Annotated in this window: 17 protein-coding genes; 7 read left to right on the forward strand and 10 right to left on the reverse strand. The window is 57.8% G+C overall.

The annotated features are described in order from the left end of the window. Positions 1-63: 63 nt before the first annotated feature. The 5 genes from fnr to KGP22_RS09495 form a co-directional block, all read right to left on the reverse strand. Positions 64-816, reverse strand: a complete 753-nt coding sequence (gene fnr, locus KGP22_RS09475; protein ID WP_006174991.1) for a fumarate/nitrate reduction transcriptional regulator Fnr — start codon at positions 814-816, stop codon at positions 64-66. Between the two features lie 183 nt (positions 817-999). Beyond that, complete coding sequence (ogt, locus tag KGP22_RS09480; protein ID WP_045401311.1) at positions 1,000-1,515, reverse strand: methylated-DNA--[protein]-cysteine S-methyltransferase; 516 nt, start codon at positions 1,513-1,515, stop codon at positions 1,000-1,002. Positions 1,516-1,525: 10 nt separating this feature from the next. Then, positions 1,526-3,052 (reverse strand): p-aminobenzoyl-glutamate transporter, encoded by a 1,527-nt coding sequence (gene abgT / locus KGP22_RS09485; RefSeq protein WP_223582000.1) that lies wholly within the window; start codon positions 3,050-3,052, stop codon positions 1,526-1,528. A gap of 36 nt (positions 3,053-3,088) precedes the next feature. Further along, positions 3,089-4,534: a M20 family metallopeptidase gene (locus tag KGP22_RS09490; RefSeq protein WP_223582002.1), complete on the reverse strand. Its 1,446-nt coding sequence runs from the start codon at positions 4,532-4,534 to the stop codon at positions 3,089-3,091. Beyond that, positions 4,534-5,844 carry a M20 family metallo-hydrolase gene (locus tag KGP22_RS09495; protein WP_223582004.1) on the reverse strand — a complete coding sequence of 437 codons (1,311 nt, stop codon included), beginning with the start codon at positions 5,842-5,844 and terminating at the stop codon, positions 4,534-4,536. Before KGP22_RS09495 ends, KGP22_RS09490 begins: the two co-directional genes overlap by 1 nt. A gap of 175 nt (positions 5,845-6,019) precedes the next feature. Between KGP22_RS09495 and KGP22_RS09500 the strand changes: the two genes are divergently transcribed. After that, complete coding sequence (locus tag KGP22_RS09500) at positions 6,020-6,931, forward strand: LysR family transcriptional regulator (RefSeq protein ID WP_223582006.1); 912 nt, start codon at positions 6,020-6,022, stop codon at positions 6,929-6,931. A 356-nt stretch (positions 6,932-7,287) separates the two neighbouring features. After that, entirely contained in the window at positions 7,288-7,851 is a 564-nt protein-coding gene (gene smrA, locus KGP22_RS09505) for a DNA endonuclease SmrA (RefSeq protein WP_223582008.1), read from the forward strand. A gap of 27 nt (positions 7,852-7,878) precedes the next feature. On the opposite strand, the gene KGP22_RS09510 is transcribed toward smrA, so the two are convergent. Next, positions 7,879-9,540: a methyl-accepting chemotaxis protein gene (locus KGP22_RS09510; RefSeq protein WP_115874892.1), complete on the reverse strand. Its 1,662-nt coding sequence runs from the start codon at positions 9,538-9,540 to the stop codon at positions 7,879-7,881. Between the two features lie 144 nt (positions 9,541-9,684). On the opposite strand from KGP22_RS09510, the gene KGP22_RS09515 reads away from it, so the two are divergent. The 3 genes from KGP22_RS09515 (at position 9,685) to umuC (ending at position 12,391) form a co-directional block, all read left to right on the forward strand. Beyond that, positions 9,685-10,551 (forward strand): aldo/keto reductase family oxidoreductase, encoded by an 867-nt coding sequence (locus KGP22_RS09515; protein ID WP_223582009.1) that lies wholly within the window; start codon positions 9,685-9,687, stop codon positions 10,549-10,551. Between the two features lie 159 nt (positions 10,552-10,710). Continuing rightward, entirely contained in the window at positions 10,711-11,145 is a 435-nt protein-coding gene (umuD, locus tag KGP22_RS09520; RefSeq protein ID WP_111965702.1) for a translesion error-prone DNA polymerase V autoproteolytic subunit, read from the forward strand. Then, a complete protein-coding gene (gene umuC, locus KGP22_RS09525) occupies positions 11,129-12,391 on the forward strand; it encodes a translesion error-prone DNA polymerase V subunit UmuC (RefSeq protein ID WP_115874895.1) in 1,263 nt (420 codons plus the stop codon). The genes umuD and umuC overlap by 17 nt, the downstream gene beginning before the upstream one ends. A gap of 12 nt (positions 12,392-12,403) precedes the next feature. Here umuC and KGP22_RS09530 read toward each other — a convergent pair whose 3' ends face one another. Continuing rightward, a complete protein-coding gene (locus tag KGP22_RS09530; protein WP_149366774.1) occupies positions 12,404-12,673 on the reverse strand; it encodes a hypothetical protein in 270 nt (89 codons plus the stop codon). An 83-nt stretch (positions 12,674-12,756) separates the two neighbouring features. After that, positions 12,757-13,644 carry a LysR family transcriptional regulator gene (locus KGP22_RS09535; protein ID WP_223582010.1) on the reverse strand — a complete coding sequence of 296 codons (888 nt, stop codon included), beginning with the start codon at positions 13,642-13,644 and terminating at the stop codon, positions 12,757-12,759. 97 nt (positions 13,645-13,741) lie between these two features. On the opposite strand from KGP22_RS09535, the gene KGP22_RS09540 reads away from it, so the two are divergent. Continuing rightward, positions 13,742-14,797: an SDR family oxidoreductase gene (locus KGP22_RS09540; protein ID WP_223582011.1), complete on the forward strand. Its 1,056-nt coding sequence runs from the start codon at positions 13,742-13,744 to the stop codon at positions 14,795-14,797. Positions 14,798-14,837: 40 nt separating this feature from the next. Here KGP22_RS09540 and KGP22_RS09545 read toward each other — a convergent pair whose 3' ends face one another. Beyond that, positions 14,838-15,818, reverse strand: a complete 981-nt coding sequence (locus tag KGP22_RS09545; RefSeq protein ID WP_149366776.1) for a nitronate monooxygenase — start codon at positions 15,816-15,818, stop codon at positions 14,838-14,840. Positions 15,819-15,953: 135 nt separating this feature from the next. On the opposite strand from KGP22_RS09545, the gene KGP22_RS09550 reads away from it, so the two are divergent. Further along, positions 15,954-16,838: a LysR family transcriptional regulator gene (locus KGP22_RS09550; RefSeq protein WP_223582012.1), complete on the forward strand. Its 885-nt coding sequence runs from the start codon at positions 15,954-15,956 to the stop codon at positions 16,836-16,838. On the opposite strand, the gene KGP22_RS09555 is transcribed toward KGP22_RS09550, so the two are convergent. Continuing rightward, positions 16,810-18,264, reverse strand: coding sequence for a PLP-dependent aminotransferase family protein (locus KGP22_RS09555; protein WP_149366777.1), 1,455 nt, complete (start codon positions 18,262-18,264; stop codon positions 16,810-16,812). The two genes, KGP22_RS09550 and KGP22_RS09555, sit on opposite strands and share 29 nt — an antisense overlap. Positions 18,265-18,271 lie beyond the last annotated feature (7 nt).

Genomic DNA, 18,271 nt, shown 5'->3' on the forward strand with positions numbered 1-18,271 from the left:
AGTGATTACACCAGACCAATAAATCACAAGAATTTATCAGTCTGGTCATCAATATGCGGAGTGTTACGCCACGTTACGGGCGTGCCCGGCAAGAACGGCCAGCGCTTCACCGTTTTCGATAGTGATGTATTTACCCTTAACGGCCAGCATCCCGCTTTTCTGGAAACGACCCAGCAGACGGCTGATGGTTTCCACGGTCAGACCCAGGTAGTTGCCGATATCGCCACGCGTCATCGTCAGACGGAATTCACGCGGCGAGAAGCCACGCTCGGCGAAGCGGCGGGAGAGGTTGTAGATAAACGCGGCCAGGCGCTCTTCGGCATTCTTTTTAGAAAGCAGCAGGATCATGTCCTGATCGCCTTTGATCTCACCGCTCATCAGACGCATCATCTGCTGACGCAGGTTAGGCATCTTGCCGGACAGATCGTCCAGGGTTTCAAACGGAATTTCGCAAACCATCGAGGTTTCGAGTGCCTGAGCAAAGCTCGGGTGGTGGCCCGTACCGATGGCATCAAAGCCTACCAGGTCACCCGCCAGATGGAAGCCGGTGATCTGCTCATCGCCCTGTTCGGTGATGGTGTAGCTCTTGATGGTGCCAGAACGGATAGCATAGAGCGATTTCAGTTCGTCTCCCGCTTTAAACAGCGTCTGCCCTTTCTGAATAGGCTTCTTACGCTCGATAATATTATCAAGCTGATCGAGTTCATGCTCATTCAGGGTAAACGGGATACAGAGCTGGCTGATGCTGCAATCCTGGCAATGGATAGCACAACCGCCAGACTGAATGCGTCGTATAATTCGCTTTTCCGGGATCATAGGTTTGCTCAAGCCTTAATTGATATTGGTCAATTTTAACATCTTTTTGGTAAGTACGTAAGCCTGACAAACCCTCAATAAGGACAAGAGACGACAATGCGTCGCCATCTTCTTGAAATTCCACAGCTTGATTATGGATTTTTAGCCTAACCGGTAGAAAATTAAGCACAAAAAGCCTGGGAACTAGAGCAAGAGATACCCTTCGTGACGCAGCAACCACTCTTTTCGCTGCACGCCACCGGCATAGCCTGTCATGGTACCGTTGCGGCCAATGACGCGATGGCAGGGCACCACGATGCTGACCGGGTTAGAGCCGTTAGCGGCACCCACCGCGCGTGCAGCGCCTGCGCGACCTAACTGCTCCGCGAGCTGGCCGTAATGCATGACCTGCCCGCACGGAATCGACCGCAGCGCCTGCCACACTTCGCGCTGAAAAGGCGTGCCAGCCGTGGCGGTCGGCAGAGTATCAATGATGCTGAGATCGCCTTCGAAGTACGCCGCAAGCTTGTCGCTCAGCCCACCCGGGTTGGTTGCGCTGATACGTTCATAACCCTGCAGGCGGTAATGAATATTGAGCAGCTCTTCCATGCGGTCGCTGTGCTCTTCCCACTCAACGGCGCGCAGATTGAACGTCTCATCCGCGATAACCCACAGCGGTCCAAGCGGCGTCGCAATCTTATCTTCGAGTAATCTCAGCATCCTCATTCCTTCAGTTCAGCCTCGGGTATATTCCCGGCCCAATCGGCAGGCCGACAAGATACCATGCCACCAGCATCACCAGCCATACCCCTAAAAAGATAAGCGGGTAGGGTAAAACCAGCGAATAGTAGGTACCCAGTTTGGCCTCGGGTTTATAGCGCTGGAGGAAGCCTAAAAACAGCGGAACAAACGGCGAGACCGGCGCCAGCGGTATCACCGAGGAGTCCGCGATACGGAACAGGATCTGGGCAAACGCCGGGTGAAAACCCAGCATCATAAACATCGGCACGAAGATCGGGGCCAGAATCGACCAGATGGCGGAGCCGCTGGCGATAAACATGCACAGCAGGGATGACAGCAGCGCCAGGCCGACAAACGCCGGTACGCCGCTTAGCCCGGCAGCCTCCAGCGCGTCGGTCAGGCCCACGGCCATAAACTTGCCCATGTTGCTCCAGTTAAACATCGCCACAAACTGGGCCAGCGGGAACACCATCACGATAAAACCCGCCATCTCCTTCATCGGCTCGATCATCAGCTGCGGCAGATCGCCCTGGCGGCGGATTTTACCGGTGGCGATACCGTAGGCGAGCGAGACGACAAAGAAAAACAGAATAATCAGCGGCACGATGCCCTGAATAAACGGCGAAGGCAGGACCGTATGTTTAACCGGATCGCGCAATATGCCGTTTTCCGGCACCACCATCAGCGCCACCAGCGCGATAAAGGCCAGCGAGACCACGCCCGCCACGCGCAGGCCAAAGCGCTGCGTTTCGCTCAGCGTCTCCAGCTTTTCATCACTGCGGCCTTCCCATTTGCCCAGGCGCGGCTCGACGATCTTATCGGTAATCAGCCCGCCGACAATCGTCAGGACAATGACCGAGCTTGCCATAAAGTACCAGTTGTCGATCACGCTGACGTGCATGGCCGCATCAATGGTTTTCGCCGCCTCCGTACTGATGCCCGAGAGCAGCACGTCGGTGGTGACGATCAGCAGGTTGGCGGTGAATCCACAGCCCACGCCCGCAATCGCCGACAGCAGGCCCGCCACGGGGTGGCGCCCGACGGCGAGAAAGATCAGCGCCCCCATCGGCGGCATGATCACCAGCGCGGCGTCGGAGGAGATATGGCTAAAGAAGGCGATAAACAGCACCATGTAGCTGGCGTACCGCGCGCTGACGTGAGAAGCCATCTTTACCATCAATGCGGGCAGCAGGCCCACGCGTTCGGCCAGTCCGGCACCCAGCACCAGCGCCAGAATGGCGCCCAGCGGGGCGAAGCCGCTGAAGTTTTTAATCACGTTGGGTAAAAACCAGTGCAGCCCCTCAACGCTGAGCAGGTTTTTCACCGCCACCAGGCTGCCGTCGGCCGGACTGCGCACGCTCACGTCAAAGGCGGAGAGCACGGCGGTGGCGACCATCAAAATCACAATCAGATAGATAAACAGCAGGAAAGGGTGCGGCACTTTATTGCCGATCCTTTCAACCCAGCCATAGAGCTTACCGGATGGGGAATGCGAAGGTATGGATGACATACTCATGGGCGTTCCTCGGGAGTGTTGTTGTGTTGTGTTTTTTTATTTTAAAGGTGACGGTGTCACGCCCCGTGGGATCGGACACGCGTACGGTTTTTCTTGTATTTGCTGTTCAAACTCTTCACGGCATTTTTTCAGCAGCGATGCGTCCTGCAGCAGATTGAGCGCGGTTGCGCCCATCACTTTTCCGGCCAGCAGCATGCCTTTGTGGGCAATAGAGGTTCGCCCCTGAGACACCAGCTGCCAGGTGTGCAGCGGCGTGCCGACGGTAAAGCAGGGGCTGAAGCACTGGGCCACCGGCATTTTCCAGCTGACGTCGCCCACGTCGGTTGAACCCGCCAGCACGTTGCCGGTGACGGCGTAAGGCGCGACTTCATCTACCAGCAGCGTCGCCTGATGACGACGGGCAAAGGCTTTACCCGCGTCGCCACCCGTGGCGGCCATATTTTTCAGGCTGTTTTGCAGATCGTTGGGCGTCAGCGTGGCGCGGATCTCGCGGGCAAATTTTCGCTCTTCTTCGGTCCACTGCGGCGTGCCGTAGTGCTGCAGGGCGCGATACATCGCCGCCTCGAGCGTGCGGTTCGGCAGGTAGCTTGAGCAGGCTTTATCAAAGCGACACTCGACGGTGGTTTCGGTCATCATCGCCGCGCCCTGGGCAATTTTCTCGATGCGTTCGTAGATCTGCTGCGCATCGGCCATCTCCGGGGCGCGGATCAGGTACAGCACTTCGGCCTGCGCCTGTACCACGTTGGGGGAAATCCCGCCGGTGTCGGTGATGGCGTAATGGACGCGCGCTTTCTCAATGATGTGTTCGTTGAGGAAGTTGGTGCCGGTGGTCATCAGCGTCACGGCGTCCAGAGCGCTGCGTCCCAAATGGGGGGAGTTGGCCGCGTGCGCCGCCACGCCGTGAAAACGCCAGGCGGCCTGAATATTCGCCAGCGTGCTGACGTTAAACATCCCGGCAAAGGCTTCCGGGTGCCAGGTGACGGCGGCATCGACGTCATCAAACAGCCCTTCGCGCACCATAAAGGTTTTCCCGGAGCCGCCTTCCTCGCCGGGACAGCCGTAAAAACGCACCGTTCCGCTGCCGCCGTGCTGCTCCAGCCAGCTTTTCACCGCCACCGCGCCCGCAAGTGCTGCGGTGCCTAAGAGGTTATGCCCGCAGCCGTGGCCGTTAGCCCCCGGCGTGGCGGTTTGCGCGGTCGCGCAGTGTGCCTGCTGGCTTAACCCGGCCAGCGCGTCGTACTCGCCCAGCAGGGCGATAACCGGTTTTCCGCTGCCGAAGCTGGCGATAAAGGCATTTGGAATACCGCCTGCCTCGCGGGTCAGCGTGAAGCCTTCTGCTTCCAGCTCGCTGGCCAACCGTTCGGCGGACCAGAACTCTTCAAAGCGGGTTTCGGGACGATCCCAGATCGCGTCGGCAATATCGGTTAACGTCCGACATCGCGTGTCGATCGCATCGGCAATAAAAGCGTAGTTCTCCTGCATTACACACCTCGCGTCCACGGGAAATTGAGCGCAGTTCGCGCCAGCGTTTCGATGGCGACAGGCATCACCTGCTCATCGAAGTCGAATTTTTCGTTGTGATGTCCGGCGCTCAAATCCGTGCCAAACACCATATAGGACGCCATACCGCCGTTCTGCTGCACGCGGGCCATCATCAGCGTGGCGTCTTCGGAACCCGCTGGCGCTTTCACCTTATTGATGGCGTGAACAACCCCGGAAACCCGGCTCGCCTGTTCGCGCAGATAATCAACCCAGGCCGGCGTCGGCGCGCTGGAGGTGGCAGCCCCCATCAGGCGCATCTCCGCGCTCACGCCGTAGAGCGCCGCCGCGCCGGTAATCACCGCCTTCGCGCGTTCAAAGACGTACTGATTAATCGCTTCGCTTTCGCCGCGGGTTTCAACCTTCATCAGCGCATTCGCGGGGACCACGTTGCGCCCGCTGCCCGCCTGCATCACCCCGACGTTCACCCGGGATGCGCCGTCGCTGTGCGGGGCGATGCTGTGCAGGGCGAGGGCGGCCTGCGCGGCGGCGAGCAGGGCGTTACGACCGTCCTCCGGCTTACCGCCCGCGTGCGCGGCCACGCCGGTGAAGCTCACGTCGAACTTGGTGGTGGCCATAAAGTTATCGCTGCCGCAGATTACCGTCCCGGCAGGTATGCCGGTGCCAATGTGAATGGCTGTGAAATAGTCCACGTCATCCAGCGCCCCGGCGGCAACCATGGCGCGCGCGCCGCGCGTTCCTTCTTCGGCAGGTTGGAAGATCAGCTTAATGGTGCCGTTGAGCCGGGCTTCATTCTGCTTAAGCACCTGTGCCAGTCCCAGACCAATCGTGGTGTGGCCGTCGTGCGCGCAGGCGTGCATCATGCCCGGATTGCAGGAGGCAAACCCGTCGCGGAACGGGCGATGGCTGTCGTCAAGCGCTTCGCTTAAATCAAGGGCGTCCATGTCGACGCGAAATGCCAGGGTTGGGCCCGGGCGGCCGGTATTCAGGGTGGCGACAATGCCGGTGAACCCGCCTTCAAACGGCACCAGCCATTTCTCAGGCGCGCCCTGCGCCCGCGCGCGGGCAAACTCTCGCGCCAGGGTTGTGTCATCGGGTAACCCCATCCGGCTTTCGGCATCGACCACGTCGCGGCCCATCGCCAGTGCGTAACCCAGCGAGTCCAGTATTTCCGCGACTTTCGCGGCGGTACGAAACTCTACCCAGCCGGATTCCGCAAAATGGTGAAAATCGCGACGCCACGCGCTCAGCTGCGGCGTTAACGTCTGGATGTACTGCGCCAGTGTGTCCATATCTGTTCCTGTCATCATTAAAATATGTGAACTGCTTCACGCTGTGATAGTTTTTACTTATCACTAACCGATTTTTCACAGTTTTAACCGATCAGGAATTACCCTCGCACATCCCTTTCCATTAAAGTAGATGACAGTTTCTTTACTCTGATAAACAACGGTTATCGGTCGGGCTATGACATTCCAGATTAAATTTCATCAAATCCGGGCGTTTGTTGAGGTTGCGCGTCAGGGCAGCATTCGCGGTGCCAGCAGGACGCTGAATCTTTCGCAACCGGCGCTGACCAAATCCATCAAAGAGCTGGAGGAGGGCATGGCGGCGCAGCTTTTTGTGCGCAGGAGTAAGGGCGTCGCGTTGACCGAATGCGGTGAGGGCTTTTACCAGCGCGCCCGGTTGATTCTGGAAGAGCTGCGTGCCGCGCAGGATGACATCCGTCAGCGGCAGGGTGAGCTGGCCGGGCAGATCAACATCGGAATGGGGGCCAGCGTTTCGCGCACGCTTATGCCCGCCGTTATCACACGCTTCCATGCGCAGCATCCGCAGGTCAAGGTGCGGATAATGGAAGGGCAGCTGGTGTCGATGATCAATGAATTACGCCAGGGCGAGCTGGACTTCACCATTAACACCTATTATCAGGGACCTTACGACCAGGAATTTACGTTTGAAAAACTCTTCGAGAAGCCGTTTGCGGTATTTTGTCGCGAAGGGCATCCGGCAATGGGGGCAACGTCGATTAATGAACTTCTGCATTATAACTGGACAATGCCGACGCCGCGGGGAAGTTATTATAAGCAGTTAGAAGAGGTATTTAGCCATCGCTCGCAAATACCGCGAATTGGTGTGGTCTGCGAAACATTTTCTTCCTGTATTAGCCTGGTCGCGCAAAGTGATTTTTTAAGCATATTGCCGCAGGAGTTAGGCTGTGACCCGCTTCTGGCGCACCGCCTGGTCATGCTGCCGGTTGTCGAATCGCTTCCCAAAGCAGCATATTATTTAATTCAGCGCCGTGATTCACGTCAGACGCCCCTTGCTGAATCATTAATTACGCAATTCAGGAGAGAAGCGAGAAAAATAATCGTGGCGTGAAAGTGAGATAATAAAAAAACAGGATCTGCCCGACATCAGACAGATCCTCCAGTACACACAGCAGTGCGTCCTTTCGCCAATCCTGAGTATTATATCCATGAAGCAGGTATATTTAGGTATAACACCTTTTCCGCAAAATGGAAGGGTGTTGAGTGTTTGATTTTACGAAAATTTAACACAAATCACTTATTTCATTCTTGCTGAAATTTTAGTTAAGTCCGATTTAAATCCATTTTATAAATACTATATATATTCATCAGGTTAATATTTATGGCCCACGGCGGCCTGTAACGGTGATTGAGGCCTGTCTCTGGCGCAGGTATAGTACCGTCCTCAGTTGTAGCCGGAGGATATCCATGAACCCTGACGACAAATCCTTTTTTCTTGACGCCATGGAAGATGTCCAGCCGCTGAAGCGTGGCCCGGATATTCACTGGCAGCCCAGCCGCAATACGCGGACGCGCCAGGAGGTGGATAGCGAACAGCTGGATAACTTCCTTACGCTGGATTTTCTTGACCTACTTCCCCTGGAAGAGCCGCTGGCGTTCCAGCGCGAAGGGGTACAGCAGGGCGTTATTGATAAGCTGCACTCGGGTAAATATGCCCGCCAGGCCAGCTTAAACCTCCTGCGTCAGCCTGCCGAACGCTGCCGTCAGATGCTCTATTCTTTTATTCGCCAGGCCGGACGAGACGGGTTACGCAATCTGATTATCATTCACGGGAAAGGGTGCGAGCAAAACTCGCATCCCAATGTGGTGCGCAGCTATCTGGCGCGCTGGTTAACCGAATTTGAGGAAGTGCAGGCCTTCTGCGTGGCGCTGCCGCATCACGGCGGCAGCGGGGCATGCTACGTTTCACTGCGTAAATCCGATGAAGCAAAACAGGATAACTGGGAGCGGCACGCCAAGCGCAGCCGCTAGCGGGCGATATTCTCGCCCGCCTGAAACTCAGAAGGTTTCCCAGTTGCTGTCGGTGGAGGCGTTTGCGGTTGCCGGGCGCAACAGCTGGGGCGTTTTCACGCTGGCCGGGCGCGGGGCTACCGCTTTTTCTTTGCCGTTCAGACGAAACGCGGCTACCGCCTGGCGCAGCTGCTCGGACTGATCTTCCAGCGCCGCCGCCGCCGTGGCGGATTCCTGCACCAGCGCGGCGTTTTGCTGCGTCACGCTGTCCATCTGCGAAACGGCCAGGCTCACCTGCTCAATGCCGCGGCTCTGCTCGTCAGAGGCAGAGGAAATCTCGCCCATAATATCGGTCACGCGGGTGACGGCGGCGACAATTTCCTTCATGGTGGAACCCGCCTCGCTGACCTGCTCAGAACCGGTATTCACCCGGCTGACGGAGTTCTCGATAAGCCCTTTGATCTCTTTCGCCGCCTGCGCGCTGCGGCTCGCCAGGGTACGGACTTCACCTGCAACGACCGCAAAACCACGGCCCTGTTCCCCGGCGCGTGCCGCTTCCACCGCGGCGTTTAGCGCCAGAATGTTGGTCTGGAACGCGATGCTGTCGATCACGCCGGTAATATGCGCAATTTGCTGCGAACTGTCGGCAATTTCGTTCATGGTGCGAACCACGTTATCCACGACGTGACCGCCGCGCGCGGCCGTTTCAGAGGCGTTTTTCGCCAGCAGCGTGGCCTGACGGGCGTTATCGGAGTTCTGCTTAACCGTCGCGGTCAGCTCTTCCATGCTGGCAGCGGTCTCTTCGAGCGAGGCGGCCTGCTGTTCGGTGCGAGCGGAAAGATCGTTGCTCCCTGCGGCAATTTCACCTGCGCCGGTGTAGATGGAATCGGTACTTCCGCGTACGGCGCTGACGGTGGTCACCAGCGACTGTTGCATCTCATGCAGGCCGGCGGCCAGCTGACCCATCTCATTGCGACCCGAGATAGCGATCTCCTGCGTCAGGTCGCCCCCTGCAATGGCGCGAATATGGTTCATAATGGAGTGGAGTGGTTTTAACAGCAGGTGCTGTAACCCCTGCCAGATGACCACCAGAACCGCGATCACGGCCAGCAGAATAGCCGCCAGCGTCCACTGCATCTGCGTGAAGCTGCTCTGGTTCTCTTCGGTTGCCGCCTTCAGCAGGGTATTGTTTTCGGCGCGCCAGCGGTTATAGACCGCTTCCATCTCGTCCTGTGCCTGCTGGGCGTCCAGATCGCCATAGGCCTGATAGTTGTCGGCGCGCAGATACTCAATTGATAAACGCATGACTTCGTGCATCTGGTTCCAGGATTTCTGCATCTCGTCGGTCAATGCCGCCTCCTGGCCCTTAACCTGCGGCAGTTTCTGCCACTCTTTGTTATAGGCTTCGGCTTTTGCCAGCGAGTCGCCTGCGGTGCCCAGCAGTTTATTGATCGCCGCAAGGGAAGCCGGGTCACGCTGGTTTTTCAGGTAGCGGATCGCCACGCGGGTGACGGTGACGCGCGTTTTCACCAGCGTGTTCACGCTGTCGCTCAGGCTTTCCTGCTGGGCGTTGAGCACGCCGGAATTCTGGAAGTTATGGCGATCGTTGCTGACGGCAGAGTAGAACAACCCTCCCGTGACAACTTGCAGCAGACAGAATATGGTGAGGGCAAAGATAATTCCGGTAATCACGTGCAGATTTTTCAGCATAGCGGTCGTCCGTTAGAAAGGATGCAGAGGTACACCAATACTATCGTCGTATAGAATTTAAACTTTAATTTAACTCGCGCTTAACTAAGGGCTCCGGTGAGGAACCTGTTGTAAATCCGGATCATTTTTATGAGGAAGGTTAACATGATCAGCATTGATAAAAGCGGGACATACGCGCTCGGGACGCGGACGGTTAATCGGCTGGGCTACGGTGCGATGCAGCTCGCCGGGCCGGGCGTCTTTGGCCCACCGAAGGATAAGCAGGCCGCGCTGGACGTGCTGCGCGAAGCGGTGGCGGCGGGGGTGAACCATATTGATACCAGTGATTTTTATGGTCCTCATATCACCAACCAGCTGATCCGCGAGGCGCTTCATCCTTACCGGGACGATCTGACGATCGTCACCAAGATTGGCGCCCGTCGCAACGACAAAGGCGCCTGGCTGTCGGCCTTTTCCGCGCAGGAGCTGACGCAGGCGGTGCATGACAACCTGCGTAATCTGCAGCTGGACGTGCTGGACGTGGTGAATCTGCGGATCATGTTTAGCGCACACGGGCCTGCGGAAGGGTCGATTGCTGAACCGCTCTCCACACTGGCAGAATTACAGCAGCAGGGGCTGGTGCGGCATATTGGCCTGAGCAACGTCACGGCCACCCAGGTTGCAGAAGCGCAGAAGATGGTGCCGGTGGTGTGCGTGCAGAACATGTACAACATTGTGAACCGGGGTGACGACGCGCTGGTGGATCTGCTCGCGCAGCAGGGGATTGCGTATGTGCCGTTCTTCCCACTGGGAGGCTTTACGCCGCTGCAATCTTCCGGGCTGAAGGCTGTCGCGGATTCACTGGGCGTCACGGCAATGCAGGTTGCGCTGGCATGGCTGCTGCAGCGTTCTTCGAATATTCTGCTGATCCCGGGCACCTCTTCCGTGGCGCATCTGCGGCAAAACCTCGCGGCGGGGGAACTGCAGCTGCCGCCTGACGCGCTGGAAACATTGAATACGCTGATGGACTGATCGTCACACGCGCAAAGCCCGACATGCGCTTCCGGGCTTTGCGCGTTTTAAATCTTCTGACACTTCAATGCGTTTGGGTTCGCTTCCGGAAATGACCTTGATCCTTGTCCACAATCCGTAATACTGTATTTATATACAGCATTCGGCGAGAAAGGCATTATGGACACTCTCTTTTCTTATCAACCAAAACAAATCATTGAATTACCTTTATTTTTAGAACGTGTTGCCTGTGGGTTCCCCAGCCCGGCACAGGATTATGTGGAGGATCGTCTCGATCTTAACCGGCTGGCAGTAAGGCACCCCAGTGCGACCTATTTTATTAAGGTGAGTGGAGACTCCATGATTGGGGCGGGTATCGGCGACGGCGATCTGCTGGTGGTTGACCGCTCGTTAAATGCCGAACACGGAGATATCGTCGTGGCGTCGGTCGCCGGTGAGTTTACGGTGAAGGAGCTACAGACGCGCCCGGTTCTGAGACTGTTGCCACATAATGTCCGCTATCAGCCGATTACCTTTCAGTCCGAAGAGGAGCTGCAGATCTTCGGCGTCGTCACCCACACGCTTAAAACGCATAAACATGTTCGCGCTGGTTGATGTGAACAGCTTCTACGCCTCCTGCGAGCGGGTCTTCCGCCCCGATCTGGAGGGGAAGCCCATCGTGGTGGTTTCCAATAACGACGGCTGCATTATTTCACTGTCGCGGGAGGCAAAGCAGTTCGGCATAAAAATGGGTGAGCCGTATTTTAAATTCAAAGAAAAGCTATATCCGTCAAAAATTTACGTCTTTAGCTCGAATTATGCGCTGTATGCCGATCTCAGCAGTCGGGTAATGCAGACGCTGACCGATCTCGCCCCGGCAATAGAGATTTACTCCATTGATGAGGCGTTCGTGAACGTTTCAGGGGTCAGTCACTGCCTGTCACTGGAAGCGTTTGGTCACCAGATGCGCTCGCAGGTCTTTAAAAATACGGGCTTAACCGTTGGCGTCGGTATTGCCCCGACCAAAACGCTGGCGAAGCTGGCCAACTATGCGGCGAAACGGTGGTCCGGCACCGGCGGCGTGGTCGATCTCTCAGGCCGCGAGCGGCAGCGTAAACTGCTGGAAAAGGTTCCGGTAGAGGAGGTGTGGGGGGTAGGCCGACGCATCACGAAAAAGCTCAACGCGATGGGGATCACCACGGCACTGGAGCTGGCGGAGGCCTCCTCGTGGGTCATTCGCAAACATTTTAACGTGGTGCTGGAGCGTACGGCCCGCGAGCTTCGCGGTGAGCCCTGCCTTGACCTGGAGGAGTTCACCCCCACGAAGCAGCAAATTATCTGTAGCCGTTCGTTTGGACACCGTATTACGCAGTACGAGGAAATGCACCAGGCGATTTGCGCCTACGCGGAACGCGCCGCAGAGAAACTGCGCGGCGAGCATCAATACTGTCGTTTTATCAGCGTGTTTGTGCGCACCAGCCCGCATGCGGACAACGAAATTTATTACGGCAATCAGGCTTCGGTCACCCTGATGACGCCCACCAATGACTCGCGCGATATCATCCGCGCCGCCACGGAAGCGCTGGGGCGGATATGGCTCGACGGGTATCGCTATATGAAGGCCGGGGTCATGCTGGCGGACTTTTTCAGCAGCGGCGTCGCCCAGCTTAACCTGTTTGACGATAATCGCCTGCGCGCCAACAGCGCGGCGCTGATGGAAACGATCGACAGCCTGAATCATTCCGGCAAAGGGAAGATATGGTTTGCCGGGCAGGGTATTGAGAAACCGTGGGCGATGAAGCGGGAAATGTTGTCACCGGCCTATACAACGCGGTACGCCGATTTGCCGGTGGCGAGGTAGAGTATCGTTGCGTTATTTCTTTTGAATCAACCAGGTTGCCGCAGCCGCCAGCGCGCCGATCAGCGGCATTTCGCCCGCACCGGCCAGGAAGTTATGGCGATCGATCTCGTTATTTTTACGGATATCGGCAAGGCGGGTAAGCGCCTCTTTTTCATCCGCGGCGCCGATCTCCTCGAACTGTTTTTCGAACCCCTGGGCGATGAGCTGTGCAGCCGCATCGGTGTTTGCGCTTTCGATTGCTATGAGGTTTGGGCCTTTTTGGAAAAAACAGTACTCCGGCATAAGAGCTCCAGAAAAAGGGGATACGGTAAAAATACTCTATTCCTGGCGGTTGAAAAATGCACGTAATTTACGGGGGGGAATCATCAGCATTTCTTTATTATTTCAGGCAGTAACTGCTCAATCACGCTGACGACCTTTCTGACGCGCTGCGGAATAAAGCGGGCATCAGGATAAACGGCATAGAGGAAGCGATCGGGTAACCGCCAGTCGGGCAGCACCGGTACCAGCGTGCCCACCTGCAGCGCTCTGGCCACGAGCGGTCGCTGCATGCCGCCGATACCCATGCCGGATTCCAGCGCCTGCAGCAGCGCGTCGCTGGTGTTGGCACGGAAAACGGTATTCACGTTGACCTCGACCGTTTCCTCGTCAGAAATCAGGCGCAGGGGGGCATCCAGCGGAATGCCGCTGAACCGCACGTGTGGGAGCGTCGCCAGCTCGCTGACGGCGTGTACCGCCTGAAAATCGGGAGCGGCAAACAGCGCCGCCTCAATACGCCCCAGCACGCGAGCCGCATGCGCCTGCGGAGGCTCGCTGCCCAGCCGTATCGCGATATCCACGCCCTCCGTCACCAGATCGGCAAGGCGGTCATCGAGAGAAATCATCAGCTGCAGTTCGGGATGCAGGCGCTGCAGCGCCTGCAGATGCGGTAAAAAGATCTGACCCAGGCCGCTCGGTAACTGGACATGGACGCGTCCCTGAACGCTATGATCGGCAGGATGTAAACGCCTCTCCGCTTCCCCCATGGCGTCCAGCACAAGCTGCATATCACGCCGGTAACGTTCACCCTGTTCGGTCAGCTTCATCGTACGCGTCGTTCGGTGCAGCAATACCACACCAAGCGCTTCCTCAAGCGCCGCGATCTGTTGACTGACGGCGGACTGCTTAATCCCGGTCTGACGGGCGGCCGCTGAGAACGAGCCCGCTTCAGCGACGCGTAGAAAGGTAGAAATGGCGGTGAGCTTGTTATTCATTTAATGATTCTGCTTATAAGTGCCATCGATTTCAGGGAGTATTTGCAGAAAAAATAATATATCACACTGTGGCTGTCACCCTTTACGGAGAAACACCATGAGTAAGAGGCAGCAACACAACGTCGCCCTGGTCGCGGGCGCCAGCGGCATTGTCGGCAGGCAGCTGGTCAACACGCTCCTGAACCATCAGTGGGAGGTGATTGGCCTTAGCCGTCATGCCGGGTTGCATCCTGACGGCATTCCGATGGTCAAGGTCGATTTACTGGATGAACAGGACAGCGCCCGGGCGCTGCGCTCCCTGAACGGTGTCACCCACATCTTTTACAGCGCCTGGGCGAACGCGGCGAACTGGACGGACATGGTTGAGCCGAACGTCACCATGCTGCGCAATCTGGTCAGCACCCTCGAAACAGCGGCACCTTTGCAGACGATAAGCCTGATGCAGGGGTACAAGGTCTACGGCGCGCATCTGGGGCCGTTTAAAACCCCGGCGCGGGAAAGCGATCCCGGCGTGCCGGGGGCCGAGTTTAACGCCGCACAGCTCACGTGGCTCAGCCAGTTTCAGCGGGGAAAACGCTGGCACTGGAATGCCATCAGGCCGGGCGTGGTGGGGAGCGCGGTGCCGGGCAATGCCATGAACCTTGCGTTGAGCATCGCCCTGTACGCCTCCCTGTGCAAGGCGTTGGGTTTACCGCTGCGTTTTCCCGGTTCAGAACAGACCTGGCACAGCATTGTGGATCATACCGACGCCGGGCTGCTGGCCGAGGCCACGCTGTGGGCCGCCGCGTCATCTGCGGCACAGAATCAGGCCTTCAACGTAAACAATGGTGATATCTGGCGCTGGAGCGAGCTGTGGCCACGCATCGCACGCTGGTTTGAACTGGACTCTGCGCCGCCGGTGAGGCTGTCATTTCATCAGCTGTTTAACGACTATCGCGGCGTATGGCGCGAGCTTGCCGAAGAGCGGCTGGCGGAAGCGGATATTTTGCAGCTGAGCGACGGCCATTTTGCCGATTTTGTCTTTAGCTGGAATTACGACATGTTTGGTGACGGGAGCAAGCTGCGCAGGACGGGCTTTACGCAAATGCAGGCGACCGATGAGATGTTTTTCCGCCTGTTTGCGCAGCTGAGAGCCGCGCGGATTATTCCCTGAGAACACAGGGCGTCCTGATAACCGTCAGGACGCCTGGGGCTTACTCAACCGCTAACATATTGACGATCTCGGCCACGCTTTTCACGCTGTGGATGTTCCCAATCCCCGTGCCGAGCGCAATATAGCCTTCATCGGTGTTATCTTCCAGCATGCCCAGGCGCAGGCCCCGTAATCCTCCCATCGCCTTGCCCAGCGCTTCGTTGCTTGCGCCTGCTTTATCCATCGCCGCCAGTTTTTCCGCCAGCTTGCCGGGTAGAGAGCGGTAGTAATGGGGCACGGTCCGGAAAAGCAGCAGGTCCAGGCCGTTGGCGGCAACAATTTTCTCTTTGACTCCCTGCGGCACGCGGCTTTCTTCGCTGCTGATAAAGACCGAACCGGCAAACACGCCTTCAGCGCCTAACGCATGCGCCGCTCTGGCGGTGCGATTATCGGTAATGCCGCCCGCGGCCATCACCGGGATATGCTTCACGGCATCGGCAATCAGCGGCACGATGGAAAAGGTGCCAAGCACCGTTGCGGGCAATGTTCCGCCCTCGTCAAAACCGGTGGCGACGATAATGTCTGCCCCCATTTCTTCTGCGAGACGGGTGTTTTCCGGCGTTGGGTTGATGTCGCGGTAGACAATGGCGATACCTGCCTCTTTTAACTCATTGAACAGCGAGGGAATAATGCTGCCTTCCCCATAACCCGTATACACCACGACCCTGACGCCTTCCTCTTTTACCACCTTAAGAATAGGCCCTGTCCAGACGTCATTAACGGCGGTAGGGATCAGGTTCACACCAAACGGTTTTTCGGTCAGCCGTTTGGTTTTTCGTATTTCTTCACGCATTTTTTCGGCGGTCTCTTCCGGCGTGGAAACCGCGGTATCGGCGGTTAACCCAGCGTTGGGCCCCAGCACGCCGAGCCCTCCGGCATTGCTGACCGCAGCGACCAGGCGGGCGTCAGTAAGCCAGGATAATGGTCCCTGAATAACAGGTTTTTCGATACCCAGGATCTGACAAATACGGTTATTTTTCATAGCAGACTCTCCCTTACGTTTGAATGGGGAAGAGTGTAGGGCGCAGTATTGTTAGGAAAAATAGCCAAAAATATTCATCACTGTTATAAAATTAATAACAATCACCTTATCCTGCTCGCGGCAAAAACATCCCTTATGCAAATAAACCTCTTTGAATCTATTCGAATTTTTATTGAAATTGTCGAGTCAGGCAGTCTTACCCAGGCGGCGGAGAATCTGCAGGTCCATCGCCCGGCGGTCACCAAAGCGCTGCAGCTTCTTGAGCAACACAGCGGCACGCGGCTCCTGCAGCGCACCACGCGTCGGATTAGCCTGACGCCGGATGGAGAAGCCTTTTATCGCCGGAGTAAGCCTCTGCTGGCGCAGGCGGACGAATTACTGGAGTCGTTTGGTACGGATCGGGCAATACATGGCCAGCTTAGAGTCGATATGCCGGTCTCGTTTGCAACGCTGCGGGTGATACCCAATCTGCCTGACTTTTATCGTCAGCATCCCGGGATCGACATCATTCTGAGCAGCTCTGACCGCCGTCGGGATATGCTGCGGGATGGACTGGACTGCGTGCTGCGGGTGGGTGAGCTGGAGGACGGCGATTATATTGCGCGTAAAATCGGGAATATCAAAATCACGACCTGCGCCAGCCCGGCCTGGCTGGCAAAACACGGTGTGCCAGAAACGCCGGATGATTTACGCAAGCATCAGGCCATCAACTGGATTAATAACCGCAGCAGACACATTCATCCGTGGACGTTTACCACGCCAGAAGGCGTCGCGGAGATTACCCTGGCCGGTAAGCTTGTCGTGGATAACTCCGAGGCCTACATCGCGGCAGGCCTGGCCGGGCTGGGGTTAATGCAGGGGATGAATCTTTTTCTCCAGCCTTATATAGACCGCGGCCTGCTTGTTGAGGTCTTGCCAGGCTATCGCTCGCCGGACCGCAAGCTGTCACTGCTCTATCCACACCGTCACCTATCCCGCAAGGTGCGGGTTTTTACCGAGTGGCTGGAGAGTCTTGTGTGAAAACGGCCAGCTCGTGGCACAGCGCACCAATTTGTTCCACGGCGTTCAGCAGGCGGGGCGTGGGTTCGTTTGCGCAGTTCAGCCGCAGAAAGTGCGTTAATTCGGCGGCAGGGGAAAACAGGGGGCCAGGGCTGACGCCTATACCCAGCGCCAGCGCGCGACGATGCACCTCCAGCGCGTTGACCTGCGGAGGAAGTTCGACCCACAGCAGGAAACCGGCAGCGGGCACGTTAACGTGTGTACCGGGTGGAAAGCTCGCCTTGACCTGTGCCACGACGGCGCGAACGCCCTCTGCGATCCGCCGCTTCAGCCGCCGCAGGTGACGATCGTAGTCGCCGCTCGCCAGGACGTCGCTCGTCGCCGCTTCCAGCAGCGGCGCACCGGCCCAATCTCCGGCCATGCGGGCCTGCAAGACCTGCGGGGAGTAGCGTCCGGCGGCAATCCAGCCGATTCGCCACCCCGGCGCAAGCGTTTTAGACAGGGAGCTGCAGTAGATCACATTTCCGCTCTGGTCGAATGCCTTGCAGGCCGGAGGGCGTTGCCCCTCGCCGACCAGGTCACCGTAAACGTCGTCCTCAATCAGAGGAATACCGGCTTCTTCAAGCAGAGCAACCAGTTCCTGCTTGCGCGCGACGGGCATGCTGGCACCCAACGGGTTTTGCACGGTGGGCGAGGCCAGAACGGCCGCGGGGCGGTGGCAGCGGATGGCGTCCGCCAGCGGTTCCAGCAGCAGGCCTTCTGCAGGGTCGGTGGGGACCGCTAAGGCCTTCAGGCCTAAATCCTCCAGCAGCAGGAGCGTACCAAAGTAGGCGGGCTGCTCAATCGCCACCACATCTCCCGGCTGGCATACGGCCCGAAGGGCCAGGCGGAGCGCCTGCGTCGCGCCTGCGGTAATAATGAGATCGTCCGCACTGAAACGGGCTCCCCACTGCGCAGAGCGCGCGGCAATTTTACTTCGCAAATCCCGCCTTCCCGGAGGCAGGCTGTAGCTCTGTCCATGTGCGTCCAGACGACGGCCCGCAGAGTGTAACGCCCGCTGCAGCGCATCTCCCGGCAGCCACGTGGGATCGGGCAGGGCGGCGCCCAGCGGGATCAGCCGGGCTTCTGCACTGCTGAACAGCGACCGGGCCACGGCGGACATCGTGACGGGGACCGGGCCGGGTGAGGAACGCGCGGGCTCCACGCGCGGAGGGAGGCTGGTCTGGCGGATGTAATAGCCTGAACGCGGACGCGCAACGATCAGCCCTTCAGCCTCAAGGCAGCGAAGGGCCTCCAGCGCCGTCGGGAGGCTAACGCGCTCGCGTTCGGCCAGTTTGCGCGCGGAGATCATCCTGTCACCGGCGCGCAGCGCGCCGGACGTAATGGTAAGACGCAGCATATCCGCAATACGGCGATAGTGAGGAGAGGAGTGGTACGGCGCAGACATGGATAAC

Origin of the sequence: Enterobacter sp. JBIWA005 (assembly GCF_019968805.1) — a bacterium.
Taxonomy (GTDB): Bacteria; Pseudomonadota; Gammaproteobacteria; order Enterobacterales; family Enterobacteriaceae; genus Enterobacter; species Enterobacter vonholyi.